The organism is Pseudomonas inefficax, from assembly GCF_900277125.1.
Taxonomy (GTDB): domain Bacteria; phylum Pseudomonadota; class Gammaproteobacteria; order Pseudomonadales; family Pseudomonadaceae; genus Aquipseudomonas; species Aquipseudomonas inefficax.
This window is the reverse complement of the sequence record NZ_OPYN01000224.1, coordinates 39,557-56,006: the sequence shown is the minus strand read 5'-3', so window position 1 is coordinate 56,006 and position 16,450 is coordinate 39,557. Positions and strand designations below refer to the sequence as shown.

15 protein-coding genes are annotated in these 16,450 nt (G+C 65.1%); 7 read left to right on the top strand and 8 right to left on the bottom strand.

The annotated features are described in order from the left end of the window. Positions 1–72: 72 nt before the first annotated feature. The 5 genes from JV551A3_RS28005 to cbiE form a co-directional block, all read right to left on the bottom strand. Entirely contained in the window at positions 73–927 is an 855-nt protein-coding gene (locus JV551A3_RS28005) for an SPFH domain-containing protein (RefSeq protein WP_112253646.1), read from the bottom strand. A gap of 26 nt (positions 928–953) precedes the next feature. Further along, positions 954–1,391 (bottom strand): NfeD family protein, encoded by a 438-nt coding sequence (locus JV551A3_RS28000; protein ID WP_112253645.1) that lies wholly within the window; start codon positions 1,389–1,391, stop codon positions 954–956. Between the two features lie 252 nt (positions 1,392–1,643). Further along, positions 1,644–2,369 (bottom strand): cobalt-precorrin-6A reductase, encoded by a 726-nt coding sequence (locus tag JV551A3_RS27990; RefSeq protein WP_133975681.1) that lies wholly within the window; start codon positions 2,367–2,369, stop codon positions 1,644–1,646. Then, positions 2,366–3,460: a cobalt-precorrin-5B (C(1))-methyltransferase gene (locus tag JV551A3_RS27985; RefSeq protein WP_112253643.1), complete on the bottom strand. Its 1,095-nt coding sequence runs from the start codon at positions 3,458–3,460 to the stop codon at positions 2,366–2,368. Before JV551A3_RS27985 ends, JV551A3_RS27990 begins: the two co-directional genes overlap by 4 nt. Then, positions 3,453–4,664, bottom strand: a complete 1,212-nt coding sequence (cbiE, locus tag JV551A3_RS27980; protein WP_133975679.1) for a precorrin-6y C5,15-methyltransferase (decarboxylating) subunit CbiE — start codon at positions 4,662–4,664, stop codon at positions 3,453–3,455. Before cbiE ends, JV551A3_RS27985 begins: the two co-directional genes overlap by 8 nt. Positions 4,665–4,907: 243 nt before the next feature. Between cbiE and cobG the strand changes: the two genes are divergently transcribed. From cobG to JV551A3_RS27940, 7 genes are all read left to right on the top strand, one after another. Further along, positions 4,908–6,239, top strand: coding sequence for a precorrin-3B synthase (gene cobG / locus JV551A3_RS27970; protein WP_177421379.1), 1,332 nt, complete (start codon positions 4,908–4,910; stop codon positions 6,237–6,239). Next, entirely contained in the window at positions 6,232–6,858 is a 627-nt protein-coding gene (locus tag JV551A3_RS27965) for a precorrin-8X methylmutase (RefSeq protein ID WP_003257545.1), read from the top strand. Before cobG ends, JV551A3_RS27965 begins: the two co-directional genes overlap by 8 nt. Continuing rightward, the gene (locus tag JV551A3_RS27960; RefSeq protein WP_016712210.1) at positions 6,855–7,589 is read left to right on the top strand and encodes a precorrin-2 C(20)-methyltransferase; all 735 of its coding nucleotides are present in this window, start codon (positions 6,855–6,857) and stop codon (positions 7,587–7,589) included. Before JV551A3_RS27965 ends, JV551A3_RS27960 begins: the two co-directional genes overlap by 4 nt. 2 nt (positions 7,590–7,591) lie before the next feature. Beyond that, entirely contained in the window at positions 7,592–9,274 is a 1,683-nt protein-coding gene (gene cobJ / locus JV551A3_RS27955; RefSeq protein WP_133975860.1) for a precorrin-3B C(17)-methyltransferase, read from the top strand. 93 nt (positions 9,275–9,367) lie between these two features. Beyond that, entirely contained in the window at positions 9,368–10,051 is a 684-nt protein-coding gene (locus JV551A3_RS27950; RefSeq protein WP_133979310.1) for a hypothetical protein, read from the top strand. A gap of 59 nt (positions 10,052–10,110) precedes the next feature. Continuing rightward, positions 10,111–10,803: a hypothetical protein gene (locus JV551A3_RS27945; protein WP_235874649.1), complete on the top strand. Its 693-nt coding sequence runs from the start codon at positions 10,111–10,113 to the stop codon at positions 10,801–10,803. Continuing rightward, positions 10,796–11,419, top strand: a complete 624-nt coding sequence (locus JV551A3_RS27940; RefSeq protein ID WP_133975671.1) for a hypothetical protein — start codon at positions 10,796–10,798, stop codon at positions 11,417–11,419. Before JV551A3_RS27945 ends, JV551A3_RS27940 begins: the two co-directional genes overlap by 8 nt. Here the strand turns inward: JV551A3_RS27940 and JV551A3_RS27935 are convergent. The 3 genes from JV551A3_RS27935 to purD form a co-directional block, all read right to left on the bottom strand. Next, complete coding sequence (locus tag JV551A3_RS27935) at positions 11,416–12,012, bottom strand: MarC family protein (protein WP_112253636.1); 597 nt, start codon at positions 12,010–12,012, stop codon at positions 11,416–11,418. The two genes, JV551A3_RS27940 and JV551A3_RS27935, sit on opposite strands and share 4 nt — an antisense overlap. Positions 12,013–12,189: 177 nt before the next feature. Then, entirely contained in the window at positions 12,190–14,961 is a 2,772-nt protein-coding gene (locus JV551A3_RS27930; RefSeq protein ID WP_133975669.1) for a hybrid sensor histidine kinase/response regulator, read from the bottom strand. A gap of 143 nt (positions 14,962–15,104) precedes the next feature. Next, the gene (purD, locus tag JV551A3_RS27925) at positions 15,105–16,400 is read right to left on the bottom strand and encodes a phosphoribosylamine--glycine ligase (protein WP_075046492.1); all 1,296 of its coding nucleotides are present in this window, start codon (positions 16,398–16,400) and stop codon (positions 15,105–15,107) included. Positions 16,401–16,450: the final 50 nt, after the last annotated feature.

Here is a 16,450-nt window from a genome sequence, read left to right as displayed (position 1 = left end):
GGGACCGCGCAGATCTCAGGCCTGTGCTGAACTGTGGGAGCGGGCGTGCCCGAGAAGAAGACTGAATCAAGCTCAAGCCTTGCCACGCCCCATCAGCCCGCGCACGGTTTCCTGCAGGTCCGCCGGCAGTACCACCACCTTGGCATTGCTGCTGCCCGCCAGGTTCTCCATCGCCCCCACATAGCGCTCACCCAGCAGGTACATCGCCGGCACGGTCTCGTTGCCGACCGCGTCCTTTACCAGCGAAATCGCCCGTGCCGAGGCCTCGGCCAGGCTGATCTGCGCTTCGGCATCCAGCCTGGCAGCCTGCAAGCGTGCTTCTGCTTCCAGGATCGCCGCCTGCTTGGCTCCTTCGGCTCGGGTCACGTCGGCCTTGCGCTCACGCTCGGCTGCCGCCTGGCGCTCCATGGCCAGTTGCATGTTCTCCGAGGGCTTGATGTCCTGGATTTCCACCGAGCGCACGGTCACGCCCCAGTCTTCGGTCTGCTCGGACATCGCCTCGCGCAGGCGCGCCTTGATCTGCTCGCGGCTGGACAGCGCTTCGTCCAGGTCCATGGCCCCGACGATGGCGCGCAGCGAGGTCATGGTCAGGCTGGTGACGGCGAACGAGAAGTCCTGTACGCCATAGGCGGCCTTCTGCGGGTCGACCACCTTGGCGAAGCACAAGGCATTGGCGACGATCACCGCGTTGTCCCTGGTGATGATTTCCTGCTGCTGCACATCGAGGATGATGTCCTTGGTCGGCAGGCGGTAGGCGACCACGTCCATGTACGGGATGACGATGTTCAGGCCGGGCTTGAGCGTGCTCTGGTAGCGGCCCAGGCGCTCGACGACCCATTCCTCGCCCTGGGGCACGATGCGCACCCCCTTGAACACGGTGATCAGGACGAACAGGGCGATGGCGATGACGACGATGAGGCTGGTCATGATGCGAAATTCCTTTTAGTGCGGATTCAGGCCCGAATGACCCGGGCGGTGTTCCCTTCGATGGCGGTGAGGCGTACCCGCTCGCCGGCAGCGATCTCGCTGTTGGCGATGCAGACCCATTCCTCGTTGCCGAGGATCGGCTTCTGGAAGCGCACGCGGCCTTTCTGGAACTCCGATACACCAGCCGTCAGCAGCCCCACTTCGCCGATCACGCTTTCGGCGGTCCAGCGCACGTCGGGTTGCTTGCGCCGGAACAGCTTGAACCACAGTGCAGTGGTGACTGACGACATCAGCACCCACAGCAGTACCTGCATATCCAGTTGCAGGCTGGGGGCGGCCAGCGAAATGAGTGATACCAGCACGGCGCCGATGCCGAACCAGAGGATGAAGAACGTCGGCAGGACCAGTTCGAGCAGCATCAGCGCGATGCCGAACACCAGCCAGATCCACCATTGCATTTCCATATGTGTAGCGCCTTCCGGGGGGAGTGCCGAGTTTAAGGTAGCAGGGCGGCACAGGGCCACTTCATGGTGTGAAAGAAAAGTCCGAAATGGCTGTAGGAGTAGCTGCCTTGCGCAAATGTATGAAAATTGCCGCGTTCCCTGTGGGAGCGGGTTCACCCGCGAACACCGGCGAAGCCGGTGCCATGCACCGCGTTGATTTCTTCGCGGGTAAACCCGCTCCCACAGGGATCCGCAGCGCGATGACGGGATTTGTTATCCGCGCAGGTCGAGCGCTGCTGTCAGATCAGGCAGCGAGTCGAAAGCCCGGTCCACCTCCGGCAACGGCGGGCGCTTGAGGATCAGCACCGGCACGCCCAGCTCCCGCGCCACCTCCAGCTTCGGTTCGGTCGCCACGCTGCCGCTGTTCTTGCTGATCAGCACATCGATCTTGCGGCGCAGGAACAACGCCCGCTCATCCTCTATATGGAATGGCCCCCGCGCACCAATCACTTCGCAGCGATCGTTGCCAGGGCACGCCTCCAGCGCCCGCAAGGTCCAGAATTGCTCTGGCGGTATCTCGTCCAGATGCTGCAGCGGCTCACGCCCCAGCGTGAACAATGGCCTGCGAAACGGCTTGAGTGCCCCGATCAAACCTGTCCAGTCCTCGACCTCGCGCCAGTCGTCCCCGGCTTGTGCCTGCCAGGCCGGGCGGCGCAAGGCCCAGCACTGGATACCGGCCATGCTTGCGGCGTTGGCAGCATTGCTGCTGATTTGCGCGGCATAGGGATGGGTGGCATCGATAAGCAACGTGATGCCTGCCTCGCGCAGGTAGTTGGCCAACCCTTCGGCGCCACCAAAGCCGCCGACTCGAACCTGGCATTGCAGGTCCTGCGGCACCCGGCCGATGCCCGCCAGGCTGTAGATGTGCTGCGGGCCCAGACGGCGAGCGATGGCCAGAGCTTCAGTGACGCCGCCCAGCAGCAGGATGCGCCCGTTCATTGCACACCCGCCCGGCCGACGATGCCGCCCTGGCGGTCGATGGCGAACACCTCCACCTGTACCTGCGCCGGCACCACGCTGCGAGCGAAGGCCAGGGCGTGGGCGCACACCGCGTCACCCAAGTGGATGCCGGCGGCATGGGCCAGTGCCAGGGCCTGCTGGCTGGTGTTGGCGGCAATGATCGATGCCTGCAGCGCCTCGTCGGCGCCGATGTCCGCTGCCCAGCCGGCCAGTTGTGGCAGGTCGATGCTGGAGTGGCGGCTGTGCAGGTCCATGTGCCCGGCAGCCAGTTTGCTGATCTTGCCGAAGCCCCCGCAAAGAGTCAGGCGTGGCACCGGCACCTTGCGCAGGTGCTTGAGCACTGCACCGACGAAGTCGCCCATTTCGATCAGGGCTATCTCCGGCAGGCCATAGACGCGGCGCATGGTGTCTTCGCTGGCGTTGCCGGTACAGGCGGCGATATGCGTGTAGCCGTTGGTGTGGGCGACGTCGATGCCCTGGTGGATCGAGGCGATGTAGGCAGCGCAGGAAAACGGCCGCACGATGCCGCTGGTGCCGAGGATCGACAGCCCGCCGAGGATGCCCAGGCGCGGGTTCATGGTCTTCAGGGCCAGTTGCTCGCCGCCCTGCACATTGACCGTGACCTCGAAGCCGCCGGGGTAGCTGCATTCGTCCGCCAAGCGTTGCAGGTGTTCGCTGATCATGCGCCGGGGCACCGGGTTGATGGCTGGCTCACCCACCGCCAGCACCAGCCCCGGGCGGGTCACGGTGCCGACGCCAGTACCGGCGACAAAACGGATGCCCGGTTCGGCCAACAGGCGCACCTGGCTGTAGAGCAGGGCGCCGTGGGTCACGTCCGGGTCGTCGCCGGCGTCCTTGAGCGTGCCCGCTTCGGCACCTTGGTTGGTGAGACGGCAGAACTCCAGGCGCATCTGCACCACCTTGCCCTTGGGCAGGGTGATGCTGACGGCATCGCTGCTCTCGCCGAGCAGCAGCAAGCGTGCTGCCGCCAGGCTGGTGGCGGTGGCGCAACTGCCGGTGGTCAGGCCGCTGCGCAATGGGGCGGGCTGTTCGCGGGTTTCTTCACGCATGGGCGGGTTTCACCACGTCCAGCAAGGTAATCGGCAGCGCCTGGCGCCAAGTGTCGAACGCGCCCAGTGGCTGGGCATGGGCGACATGGATGCGAGTCAGCTCGCCGCCGTGGCGCTCACGGAAATGGGCCAGGGCCAGCTCGCTTTGCAGGGTCACGGCGTTGGCCACCAGCCGGCCACCGGGGCGCAGGTTTGCCCAGCACAGGTCGAGCACACCTTCGCGGGTGACGCCGCCACCGATGAAGACAGCATCCGGTTGCTCCAGGCCTTCCAGCGCCGCCGGGGCCTTGCCGCGGACCAGTTGCAGGCCGGGTACACCCAGCGCATCGCGGTTGTGTTCGATGAAACCCTGGCGGCCTTCGTCGGCCTCGATGGCCAGGGCGCGGCAGGCGGGGTGGGCACGCATCCATTCGATGCCGATCGAGCCGCAGCCGGCGCCCACGTCCCACAGCAGCTCGCCGGGCTGCGGTGCCAGGCGGGCCAGGGTGATAGCACGGACATCGCGTTTGGTCAGCTGGCCGTCATGCCGGAAGGCGCTGTCTGGCAACCCTGCCAGGCGGTGCAGGCGCGGGGCCTCGGGCGTGGCCAGGCACTCGATGGCTACCAGGTTGAGCGCGGCGACGTCGCTGTGCGGCCAGTCCTGGGCGGTGCCGGCCACCTCACGTTCGTTCGCGCCACCCAAGTGTTCGAAGACCCGCAGGCGGCTTGGCCCAAAGCCCCGCTCGCGCAGCTGCATGGCAATTGCTGCCGGGCTGTCGCCGTCGTTGCTCAGCACCAGCAGGCGTGCGCCGCTGTGCAGGTGGGCATTGAGCGTTGCAAGGGGCCGAGCGACCAGCGATACCACCTGCACATCCTGCAGTGGCCAGCCCAGGCGGGCGGCAGCCAGGGCACAGGAGGAGGGCATCGACAGCACGCGCATTTCAGCGGCGGGTAGTTGGCGCGCCAGGCTGGCGCCCACGCCGTAGAACATCGGATCGCCGCTGGCCAGCACGCACACCGGCTCGCCGCGCAGGGCCAGTACCGGGGCCAGCGAGAACGGGCTTGGCCAGCCCAGCCGTTCGCCGGCCACGCAGCGTGGCAGCAAGGCCAGCTGGCGCGGGCTGCCGAAGATCCGCTCAGCGCCCAGCAGCGCGCGCCGGGCCTGCTTGCCCAGGCCGCTGAAGCCGTCTTCGCCGATACCTACTACTGTCAGCCAGGGTGCCATGTATTTCATTCCGCCATTTTTGGGGCCGCTGCGCGCCCCTTCGCGGGCTCGCCCGCTCCCACAAGTGCAGCGCAGCCGTTGAGGGCAGCGTTGGTCCTGTGGGAGCGGGCATGCCCGCGAAGAAGGCGACGCGGTCCTGGATTTCCACTCGATCGTCGATGATGCTCGACCACCGGCTTTTCATGCCGCCGGACAAAGCAGGCATAATACCGCGCCTTCTACACTCAAGCGCATTTTCACAGATTGCCGGACGCCCCATTGACCCAGGCCAATGCCCCCCATGAATCGCCCCGTCCCTCGGCCTGCCCGGGGTTGTGGCGTATCGTCAGTGCCCTTGATGGCGGCATCTGCCGCATCAAGCTGCCGGGCGGCCTGCTGCTGGCCGACCAGGCCGATGCGGTGGCGGCGGCTGCCGAGCGTTTCGCCGGTGGCGTGATCGAAGCCACCAACCGCGGCAACCTGCAGATTCGCGGCATCGGCAGCGAGCATCGCGGCCTGGTCGAGACACTGCTCGCTGCCGGCCTGGGCCCACGTGATGCCGCCGGGGACGATGTGCGCAACCTGATGCTCAGCCCGCTGGCCGGGCATGACCCGGCGATGTTGCTGGACGCTCGGCCGCTGGCTGGGCAGATCCTCGACCTGCTGGAAGGCACCCCGCGTTTTCACCAGTTGTCGGCCAAGTTCGCCGTGCAGCTGGATGCCGGCGAAAACCTGGCCATGCTCGAACACCCCCATGACCTGTGGCTGTCGGCCCTGCGCCTGGAGCAGCAGACCTGGCTGGCGTTTGGCCTGGCGGGTTGCCCGGCAGACGGCAAGGTGCTCGGCGCGGTGCCGGCGGAACAAGGCCTTGCACTGGTGCGTGCGGTACTGGAGCGTTTCCTCGACCTGGCGACCCCGGCACAGTCGCGCATGCGCCAGTTGCTCGAGGTGTGTTCCGTAATCGACTTTATCGACGGGCTCGGCCTGGCCATCCGCCGCGATGCCGCCGTGCTCGCATGGCGGCGTGAACCGCGCAGCGTCTCGTGGCTGGGCGTTCTGCCGCAGGCGCAGGGCCTCGCCTTGGGCGTTGCCCCGCCGCAGGGGCGCCTGACCCCGGCCATGCTGCGTGGCGCTGCGCGCGTCGCCCGTGAACATGGCGATGGCAGCCTTCGCCTGAGCCCCTGGCAAAGCCTGGTGCTGACCAACCTGCAAGCGCAACACATCGACCACGCCCAGGCCGAGTTGTCCGCCTTGGGCCTGCTGTGCCACGACCATGAGCCGCTGGCACGCATAAGCGCCTGTACCGGCGCCAGTGGCTGCGCCAAGGCCCTGGGCGAGACCAAGTCCGACGCCGTCACCCTGGCGGCATTGCTCGGCCCTGGCTTGCCCGGCAGCGTGCACTTGTCCGGTTGCCCCCGATCCTGCGCCGTGGCCCATGTTGCCCCGGCCACCCTGCTGGCCCGCGCGCCGGGCCGTTATGACCTGTACCTGCGTGATGCACGCCAGCCGGGCTTCGGCGCCCTGCGCGCCACCGACCTTACCTTGAATGAAGCAGGCGCCATGCTCGACCTGCCGACGGAGCACCTTGATGATTGACTACATCCGCGATGGTCAGGAGATCTATCGCAACTCCTTCCGGATCATCCGCGAAGAAGCCCGACTCGAGCGGATCCCCGCAGACCTCGAAAAGCTCGCCGTGCGCGTGATCCACGCCTGTGGCATGGTTGACGCCATCGACGGCCTGCAGTTCTCCGAAGGCGCCGGCCGGGCCGGGCGCGAGGCGCTGCTGAACGGCGCGCCGATCCTGTGCGATGCGCATATGGTCGCCGAAGGCATCACTCGCGCCCGCCTGCCCGCCGACAACAAGGTCATCTGCACCCTGCGCGACCCGAGCGTGCCGGGCCTGGCGAAAGACGCCGGCAACACCCGTTCCGCCGTGGCCCTGGAGCTGTGGCGCCCGCATCTGGAAGGCAGTGTGGTGGTGATCGGCAACGCGCCTACCGCACTGTTCTACCTGCTGGAAATGCTCGACGCCGGCGCCCCCAAGCCGGCGTTGATCCTAGGCTTCCCGGTCGGTTTCGTCGGTGCCGCCGAGTCCAAGGCGATGCTCGCCGCCGACAGCCGTGGCGTGCCGTTCGTGATCATGCAGGGCCGCCTGGGCGGCAGCGCGATGGCCGCCGCCGCGGTCAACGCCCTGGCCACGGAGGTGGAATGATGGCGCCGCGTGGACGTCTGCTCGGCCTGGGCGTAGGCCCTGGCGACCCTGAACTGATTACCCTCAAGGCCCTGCGCCTGCTGCGTGAAGCGCCCGTGGTCGGCTACTTCGTGGCCAAGGGCAAGCGCGGTAACGCCTTCGGCATCATCGAGGCGCACCTGCAGCCCGAGCAGACCTTGCTGCCACTGGTCTACCCGGTAACCACCGAAGCGCTGCCGGCGCCGCTGTCCTATGAGCAGGTAATCAGCGACTTCTACGACGAGGCCAGCGTGCAGGTAGCCGAGCACCTGGATGCCGGCCGCGACGTGGCGGTTATCTGCGAAGGCGACCCGTTCTTTTACGGTTCCTACATGTACCTGCACGACCGACTGGCGCAGCGCTACGAGGCCGAAGTGATCCCGGGCGTCTGCTCGATGCTCGGTGGCGCCTCGGTACTGGGCGCGCCGTTGGTATACCGCAACCAGAGCCTGTCGGTGCTGTCTGGCGTGTTGCCGGCCGAAGAGCTCAAGCGTCGCCTGGCCGACGCCGACGCGGCGGTGATCATGAAACTTGGCCGCAACTTCCCCAAGGTGCGCGAAGTGCTGGCTGAACTGGGCCTGGACGGGCGCGCGCTGTATGTGGAGCGGGCGACCATGGCCAACCAGAAGATCGTGCCGCTGGACCAGGTCGACCCACAGTCGTCACCGTACTTCTCGCTGATCATCGTACCGGGTGAAAAATGGCAGGGCTGAACATGCACCAGGCACCGGCGATCGTCATTCTTGGCCAGGGCAGCCTGGCCACGGCGCAGCGTATCCAGCAGTGTTATCCACAAGCATCGATCCATGGGCTGGAAGGCCGGGTCGAGGGTGCCGACCTTTGCTACACCGCGTTCGGCGATACCCTGCGCGAGCTGTACCAGCAGAACACACCGATCATCGCCCTGTGCGCGGCGGGTATCGTCATCCGCAGCCTGGCCAGCTTGCTCAGCGAGAAAGGTGTCGAGCCGCCGGTACTGGCCGTGGCCGAAGACGGCAGTGCCGTAGTGCCGTTGCTCGGTGGCCTTGGCGGTGTGAACGTGATCGCGCGCCAGATCGCTGAAGCATTGGGGGTTGCTGCGGCGATCACCACCAGCGGCGAGCTGCGTTTCGGCACCTGTCTGCTGAACCCGCCGCAAGGCTATGCGCTGGGGGATATCGAACAAGGCAAGCGCTTCGTCTCCGACCTGCTGGCTGGCGAGGCGGTGCGCATCGAAGGTGACGCGCCGTGGCTGCAGCAGGCGCAGTTGCCTGCCAGCGAGGCGGCCCGGCGTACCATCCATGTGGGGCACCAGGCCCGCCCGGCCAGCCGCGACGAGCTGCTGATCCACCCGCGTTCGGTGGTAGTGGGTGTTGCCGGCGGCAGCCTGGCCAGTATCCGTGCGGCATTGCAGCAGGCCGGCATCGCCGAGCCTGCAGTGGCCTGCCTGCTGGCCGACGAGCAAGCCATGGCCGATGGCGCCCTGCACGAAGCGGCACAGGCCCTGGGTGTCGCCTTGCGTTTTGCCGCCAAAGCGCATGATGTGGCGGGCATGGTTGCTGCGGCATTGCCCGCTGCGCAACTGATCGAGGTGGCAGATGTAGTCATCGCGGTGGCGCCTGCCCCGGTCGAGGTGGCGCAGGTTGGCCGTCGTCGGGGTCGCCTGGCGGTCATTGGCCTGGGGCCGGGTGCAGCCGAGCTGATGGTGCCGGCGGTAAAGGCCGAACTGGCGCGGGCCGAGGATGTGCTCGGTTACGAAACCTACGTGCGCATGGCCGGTCCGTTCCGTGACGACCAGGTGCTGCACTGCACCGATAATCGTGAAGAGATGCAGCGTGCCCGGCACGCTTTCGAACTGGCGGCCCAAGGGCGTTCGGTGGTGGTGGTTTCGTCTGGCGACCCAGGCGTGTTCGCCATGGCTGCTGCGGTGCTCGAAGCGTTGCACGAATCGAGCGACCCCGCGTGGCATCGCGTCGATCTCGAGATACTGCCGGGGGTGTCGGCTTCGCTCGCGACAGCCGCGCAGGCAGGCGCGCCGCTGGGGCATGACTTCTGCGTGATGTCGCTGTCGGACAACCTCAAGCCTTGGTCGATCATTGAAAAGCGCCTGGACCTGGCGGCCCAGGCCGACCTGGTGCTGGCGTTCTACAACCCGATTTCCAAGGCCAGGCCACACCAGCTTGGGGTTGCGCTGGAGGTCGTGCGCCGACACCGCGAGGGGAACACGCCTGTAGTCCTTGGCCGGGATATCGGTAGGCCGGGGCAGACGCTGAAGGTCGTCACATTGGCCGAGCTGCTGCCGGAAATGGTCGACATGCGCACCATGGTGTTGGTGGGCTCCTCGACAACCTGCGTGTTTCCTCGCCTGTCGGGTGGAGTGTGGGCCTACACTCCACGTTGGTATCCCTCGGCCTCCTGAATACTTCGGAAACTCTTCAGCGCGTTGCGTATCGCCCGCGCTGGCTAAGGTGGCTGCCCCTGACTCATGGGGCAACCATCAAGGAGTTTCCACATGTCCGAAGCAATACAAGGCACCACCACCAAAGATTCCGCCATCCTGGTCGAAGGCAACCTGCTGGCCTGCGGCGCTGGCATGTCGGCGCAAAGCCGTCATGACGTAAAGAACGCCTTCCACTTTGCCACCCTGGTGGCTGACAAATCCTTCGATGCAGAAAAGCAGAGCAGGGAGTGGTACGAGCGGTTCATCGATGTCATGCGTGATCTTGGCTTTACCATTCCCAAGCGTAGTTTCGAACTGGAAACCTCGGCGGAACTGTCTGTCACCGTAGGCGCTGTCGCTATACGGGCGATCGGTGTGGCGGGGAATGCAATGCTGGCTGGTACCAAGTTGGGTAAGCTGGCCAAGGTGGCCTTCGACAAAATGACCGAAGTCGAAAACGACGCCAAGGTGCTCGACCACAAGCGCAAGAACAAGGCCAGGGGCATGGTCGGCCTGGCCGCCTGCATCGAAACCCAAAACAAGGATGTGGTCATGGTGGTGAGCTGCATCCAGGCCTCTGCCCCGCAACTGGATGACGACATCCTGGGCATCCAGTGGAAGCTGGACAAGACCCACTACTATGCCGGCACGGCGGTACTCACCCTCAACACCTTCGTCTACGACAAAATCCGCGAAACCGTGGAAAACAAACTCGGTGTGCGCAGCGTCGAGAACGTTCTCCAATACGACATCTGAGTGCAAGGCGGCGTTGACGCAACGCCGCCTTGTTCGACTCCTTGTGACGAGGCAACGCAATGGATAAGACAGTTGAACAACTGATGTTGATTGGTGGAACGGCGTTGCTGTATCCCGCGGGAACCGGCCCGATTCAGCGTCAGGCCGCCTTCGACTCGATACTTTACGCGCAGTTGTTGGCCAACAAGAACGCTGGGTCACGCTTTGAAAACTACGACGGCTGGTACGCCGCCTACCTAGATGCATACCGCCAACTGGGCTGGATCAAGCTGGCCAGCACGCATGACCTCAAACAGTTGGGGCAACCCGCGCGTAGCGCGCAGGTTCAGCCACTTGAGGCATGGCTGAAAATACGCTCGATCCGCCACGAGGCCGTGCTGGCCGCGGTAAAGGCGGGCCTGGAACGATCAGCAGCAGGTTTTTGCCACTTGCTGAAATTCAGCGCGCAGGACCAGGCGCAGCGTTCGCAGTTGGTGATCGAGCTTGGCCTGCTCAAACCAGGTCCGGCCCTCGAGCTTTGCAGCATCACCTTGCAAATCGACAAGCCGATCTCGGGCGTCTCGCTGGATCGATTGCTAAGCGAACAACTGCTTCAGGGGGAAGCCGAGTTCAATGCAGTTTCTCTGTTGCTGGATAACGGGCGCTTCCAACACCAGCGTGACGAACTGCAGGCATTGATGAGACTGAAGGATGCCCAGGGTGACTACCGATTCGACCCTCATGCGCCAGCAACAGGAGCACATCATGAGTGAAGCCACGTCTGCCGTGATCGGTGCAGGAATTGTCTCGTTTCTGCCGGGTATTTCCGCGGCGCACAAAACCAAGGTGAAACTGGCCCTGGCGATGGCCGAGCGCGCGACCGAGACGGCGTGCAGGGAAGGGTTGGTCGAGGACTGGTTTGCCTACTACCGCAACCAGCTCAAGTACATGGGCTGGGACGCCGTGTCTGCCGAGCAGCTTCATTGGCCCGACCAGCGCCGCGCCCGGCAGGCCGATCAGGTGCTGGAAACCATCGCGGTAACCGCCGGCGAACATTTTGCCTCGGCCATCGGCATCTCCATGCAGAAGCTGCTGGCCAACCCGTCGGTTCTGCAGGAGCTTGAGCGGCGCGCCTATGAACGCCAGCACTTCCAGTTGTTGCCGTGTGCGCCGGCCGGTGCCAATCGTGTGGATATGGTGCTTTACCATGAGACCGACACGCGCTCGGCCTTCGGCGCGGGCTTCATCAGCCACAAGCGCAGCTACCGGAACGTGCGTGCGGAGTTGATACGTTTCAACCTGTTGGCATTCGAGCACAGCTTCTTGCCCAAGGTGCAGGACCGGGTGGTGCAGGTGTCCATGCAGCGTGTTCTGGATTACGCCCTCTAGGAGGTCAGGTAGCCCTTGATTCCGGTGAAGATGATCTGCGCCGCCAGGGCGCAGACGAACAGCCCCATCAGGCGGCTGACGATCTGCAGGCCCTGGTCGCCGAGGATGCGCTCGATACGGTGTGACAGGTACAGCACCAGGCCGACGGTGAAGCTGGCCAGGGCTATGCTGATGATGGCCAGCAGCTTGTCGTCCCAATGCGGGTGGCCGACGCCCATTACCAGCAGTGCCCCGATGGTGCCGGGGCCAACGGTGAGCGGGATGGTCAGCGGTACGATGGTGACGTCCTGCTGCACGTTGTCGGCCTGTACTGCGGATTTGCCTTGAGCCATGCCCAGTGCCGAGATGAACAGCACGCTGCCCGCGCCGATGCGGAAAGCGTCGGCGGTGATGCCGAAGATGCCGAAGATCGCCCGCCCGAACAGGTACAGCAGGACACTGGCGACGAGCGCGGCAATAGCCACCTTCCATGCCAGCTGCTTGCGCTCTTTGCTGGAGTGGCCGCGGGTCAGGCTGATGAAGCACGACAGCACGAAGAACGGGCTGTAGAGCACGAGCATTTTCAGGTAGACGCTGAACAACTCATGGAGCATGGGGGCTAGTCCAGGCAGTTATGGCTGGGCAGAGTTTATCAGCAGATTCTATTGATAGCCTGTGCCGGCCTCTTCGCGGGTGAACCCGCTCCCACAGGTACTGCACAAGGCCTGAAGGCAATGCTATCCCTGTGGGAGCGGGTTCACCCGCGAAGAGGCCGGCACAGGCGCCTCAGATCAGGAAGTATGCGCGGGATCCACCTTGGCTTCCCGCTGATTGGCCCAGTACTGGATCAGCTCTCGCAACTGTGACAATTCCACCGGCTTGGCCATGTGCCCATCCATGCCCGCCAGGCGGGCGCGTTCCTTGTGTTCAGCAAGTATGTGCGCAGTCAGCGCCACCACCGGGGTGCGCTGGCGCTGGTTGGCGGCTTCCCAGGCGCGCAGCTGCTGGGTGGCCGAGAAACCGTCCAGTATCGGCATTTCGCAGTCCATCAGCACCAGGTCATAGTGCTGCGCCTTCATCGCCTGCAAGGCCTCTTCGCCATTGCTGGCGGTGTCGGGCTCGAGGTTGAGCTTGCCGAGCATGCCGCGGATCACCTTGGTCGAAATGCTGTTGTCCTCGGCGACCAGCACGCGGAAGTCGCCGGGCAGGTCTAGTGCCTGGGGGCTGCCGGGCAAACTGGGCGGTACGGCTTGCTCGCGGCCGCGTTGGGCCAGCTCTTCGGCCAGGGTGGTTTTCAGCGTGTAGCCGGCCACCGGCTTGGCGAGGATCCGCTTGACCCCGGCGTTGCGCGCAATGACCTTGCTCGGCGCATTGCTGATGCCGGTGAGCATCACCACCAGGATGTCGTGGTTCAGGCTCGGGTCTTCCTTGATCTTGGCGGCCAGCTGCATGCCGGTCATGCCTGGCATGTTCTGGTCCAGCAGCACGGCATCGAAGTAGTCGCGCAGATGAGCCTTGGTGCGCAGCAGGGCCAGGGCTTCCTTGCCCGACGGGACCGCGCTGACGTTCATGCCCCAGGCGCTGCACTGCTGTACCAGCACCTTGCGGCAGGTGTCGTTGTCGTCCACCACCAGCACGCGGGCATCGCGCAGCGGGCTGTCGAGGTCTGCCGGTGGCTGTTCCAGGCGCGAAGGGTCCAGTGGCAGGGTCAGCCACAGGGTGTTGCCCATGCCGGTGCTGCTCTTGATGCCGAACTCACCCTGCATCAGGCCAATCAGCTGCTTGGCGATGACCAGCCCCAGGTGGCCGCCCAGCTTGTTGCTGGAGAGGAAGTGATGGCTGTGCAACTCGGCCTGTAGCAGGGCTTCGCGGTCAGCGGCGGGCAACGGTTCGCCGCTGTCCTGCACGGCGATGCGCAGGCGCGGTACCTCGCCGCGCTGGTCCAGCGCCACTACCAGCAGGATCTCGCCCTGGCTGGTGTTTTTCAGGGCATTCTCCAGCAGGCTCGACAAGGCCTGGCGCAGGCGCGTCGGGTCGCCGCTGATCACCCGTGGTACCTGTGGCTGGGTGAAGCTGATCAGTTCGATGTTCTGTTGTTCGGCCTTGGCGCGGAAGATGTTCAGGCAATCCTCGATCAGGGCGTTGAGGTCGAACTGCACATCATCGAGTTCGATCTGCCGGGATTCCAGCTTGGAAATGTCGAGAATCTCGTTGATCAGCGTGAGCAGTTCGTTGCCGGCGCTGTGAATGGTCTGCACGTAGTCGCGCTGCTTGACCGACAGCGGCGTGCCCAGCAGCAGCTCGGTCATGCCCAGCACACCGTTCATGGGGGTGCGGATTTCGTGACTGATCTTGGCCAGGAACTCAGCCTTGGCGTTGATCTCGGCATCGCTGGCGGCCAGGGCGCGGCTGGCGCTGAAGCGCTCCTCGCTCATGCGTCGCAGACGTTCGCTGACTGCCAGGTTGAGCAGCAGGCCGCTGGCCACGGTCAGGCCCAGCAGGATGCACAGCAGCCAGGGTGTCGAGGTACGAGTCAGGCCCAGCAGTGCCGGCAGCAGCACCAGGCCACCGAGGTTGAACACCACCATGGCCAGGCTGAACAGGCGTGCTGGCGCATAGCCCTTGTACCAATGGTAGCTGCTGACCAGCAGCATGCTCACGCTGCCCAGGGCCATCAGGGCGTAGGTCATCAGGTTGAGCGGCAGGGTGTCGACAAACAGCAGCACCAACCCGCTCACCCCGGCCACCAGCATCTCGCCCTGCAGCAGGCGGTTGAGCCGTGGCGAGTTGCATGGCGAGAAGAAATGCTGGGTGAAACACAGCCCGGCCAGGCCGGCCAGGACCAGTGTCAGGTATGCGGCGGGTGTTTGCGCGCTATGCCACACGTGCCACCAGGGGCCGCTGAGGTTCAGCAGGATCAGGCCGCTGAGCAGCATCAGGCCGTGGTACAGCGCCAGTATCAGGGTGGTGTTGGAGCGGCTGTAGAGGAAGCGGATCAGGTTGTGCAGGATCAGCATCACCAGCCCGCCGAAAAGCATGCCGAACAGCAGTGGCTGGCGCTGGTCGGAGGCTGCCACGGCTGCAGGCTCCAGGCTGATGGCCGGGCGTAGCTGGTGTTCGGAAACCAGGCGCAGGTAGATATCCAGGGGTTGCTTGCTGTTGGGCAGGGGCAATACATGGTCGCTGCCGCGCAGGGTCGGGCTGGCATTGCCGGCCTGGCGCCCATGGTGCAGCTGACGCAGAAGCTGGTCGCCCTCGAGGGCGTAGAGGTCCAGGCCGGAAAGGTCTGGGGCGAAAACCCGCAGCAGTTGTTCCTGCTCGCCGGGGTCCAGGCGGTAGTGCAACCACAGGGCCTGTTCCGCAGGTGCGGCATCCAGGTCGGCAAGTACCAGCGGGCTGAACTGGTTGCGATAACGCTCGGAACGCACGTCGCTCAGTTGCAGGTTGGCCTGTTCGTCGAGCAGAACGGCCCAGCCTCCGTCCTGTTCGGCCGCAGCCGGGAACATGCAGAGCAAGGTCAGCAAGCTGACGATCAGAGCTGAGGCAATCCGAAGCCGACGCACTACGAGATCCCTTCTTAGCCAAGGTGCCGGGTATTAACTATGCGCGGCGCGCCAAGTCGAAGGCAAGGCCCCTCGGGGCCCTGTCGACGAGCCGGATGCCGCAGGCGCAAGATGCTGGGCGCGCTGCGGCAGTCCGGTACCACTTACTGCTGGTGCTCACCGCGTTCGCGGGCGATGGCCCGGTAGCCGATGTCGGTGCGGTAGAAGCTGCCGTTCCAGCTTACTTCCTTGGCAAGGCGGTAAGCCTGCTGCTGCGCGTCGGCAACAGTGCTGCCCATGGCGGTAGCACACAGCACACGCCCACCGTTGGTGGTCACCTTGCCATCCTTGAGTGCGGTACCGGCATGGAACACCTTGCCTTCGATTTTCGCGGCAGCGTCCAGGCCGTTGATCACGTCACCCTTGGCGTAGTCGCCCGGGTAACCGCCGGCAGCCAGCACAACGCCCAGGCTCGGGCGCGGGTCCCACTGTGCTTCGACCTTGTCCAGTGCCTTGGCGAAGGCTGCCTCGACCAGCAGCACCAGGCTCGACTCCAGGCGCAGCATGACCGGCTGGGTCTCCGGGTCGCCGAAGCGGCAGTTGAACTCGATGACCTTGGGGTTGCCCGCCTTGTCGATCATCAGGCCGGCGTAGAGGAAGCCGGTGTAGACGTTGCCTTCCTCGGCCATGCCGCGCACGGTCGGCCAGATCACCTGGTCCATCACGCGCTGGTGCACTTCGGCGGTGACTACCGGGGCAGGGGAGTAGGCACCCATGCCGCCGGTGTTCGGGCCGGTGTCCTGGTCGCCGACGCGCTTGTGGTCCTGGCTGGTGGCCATGGGCAGCACGTTCTGGCCGTCGACCATGACGATGAAGCTGGCTTCCTCGCCGTCGAGGAACTCCTCGATGACCACGCGGGAACCTGCATCGCCGAAGGCGTTGCCGGCCAGCATGTCACGCACGGCGGCTTCGGCTTCTTCCAGGGTCATGGCGACGATCACGCCCTTGCCCGCGGCCAGGCCGTCGGCCTTGATCACGATCGGCGCGCCTTTTTCCTGCAGGTAGGCCAGCGCTGGCTCGATTTCGGTGAAGTTCTGGTAGTCGGCGGTCGGGATCTTGTGACGCGCCAGGAAATCCTTGGTGAAGGCTTTGGAACCTTCCAGCTGGGCCGCGCCCTTGGTCGGACCGAAGCAGTCCAGGCCGCGGCTGCGGAACAGGTCGACCACACCGATGACCAGGGGGGCTTCCGGGCCGACGATGGTCAGGTCGACGTTCTTCTCGGCGAAGTCAGCCAGTTGCTCCAGGGCGCACACATCGATGGCAACGTTCTCGCACTTGGCTTCAATGGCGGTGCCGGCGTTGCCCGGTGCAACGAAGACTTTCTCGACGCGTGGGTCCTGGGCGACTTTCCAGGCCAGGGCGTGCTCACGGCCGCCGCTGCCGATGATCAAAACTTTCATGTCAAAACCTCGATTCAGGTGATCCTGAGGCTTACGGCGAACTCTGTGGG

Excerpts from the sequence above, each read along its gene's own strand:
- JV551A3_RS28005 (WP_112253646.1), bottom strand. The coding sequence starts at position 927 with ATGACCAGCCTCATCGTCGTCATCGCCATCGCCCTGTTCGTCCTGATC.
- JV551A3_RS28000 (WP_112253645.1), bottom strand. The coding sequence starts at position 1,391 with ATGGAAATGCAATGGTGGATCTGGCTGGTGTTCGGCATCGCGCTGATG.
- JV551A3_RS27990 (WP_133975681.1), bottom strand. The coding sequence starts at position 2,369 with ATGAACGGGCGCATCCTGCTGCTGGGCGGCGTCACTGAAGCTCTGGCC.
- JV551A3_RS27985 (WP_112253643.1), bottom strand. The coding sequence starts at position 3,460 with ATGCGTGAAGAAACCCGCGAACAGCCCGCCCCATTGCGCAGCGGCCTG.
- cbiE (WP_133975679.1), bottom strand. The coding sequence starts at position 4,664 with ATGGCACCCTGGCTGACAGTAGTAGGTATCGGCGAAGACGGCTTCAGC.
- JV551A3_RS27965 (WP_003257545.1), top strand. The coding sequence starts at position 6,232 with ATGATTGACTACATCCGCGATGGTCAGGAGATCTATCGCAACTCCTTC.
- JV551A3_RS27960 (WP_016712210.1), top strand. The coding sequence starts at position 6,855 with ATGATGGCGCCGCGTGGACGTCTGCTCGGCCTGGGCGTAGGCCCTGGC.
- cobJ (WP_133975860.1), top strand. The coding sequence starts at position 7,592 with ATGCACCAGGCACCGGCGATCGTCATTCTTGGCCAGGGCAGCCTGGCC.
- JV551A3_RS27950 (WP_133979310.1), top strand. The coding sequence starts at position 9,368 with ATGTCCGAAGCAATACAAGGCACCACCACCAAAGATTCCGCCATCCTG.
- JV551A3_RS27945 (WP_235874649.1), top strand. The coding sequence starts at position 10,111 with ATGGATAAGACAGTTGAACAACTGATGTTGATTGGTGGAACGGCGTTG.
- JV551A3_RS27940 (WP_133975671.1), top strand. The coding sequence starts at position 10,796 with ATGAGTGAAGCCACGTCTGCCGTGATCGGTGCAGGAATTGTCTCGTTT.
- JV551A3_RS27935 (WP_112253636.1), bottom strand. The coding sequence starts at position 12,012 with ATGCTCCATGAGTTGTTCAGCGTCTACCTGAAAATGCTCGTGCTCTAC.
- purD (WP_075046492.1), bottom strand. The coding sequence starts at position 16,400 with ATGAAAGTTTTGATCATCGGCAGCGGCGGCCGTGAGCACGCCCTGGCC.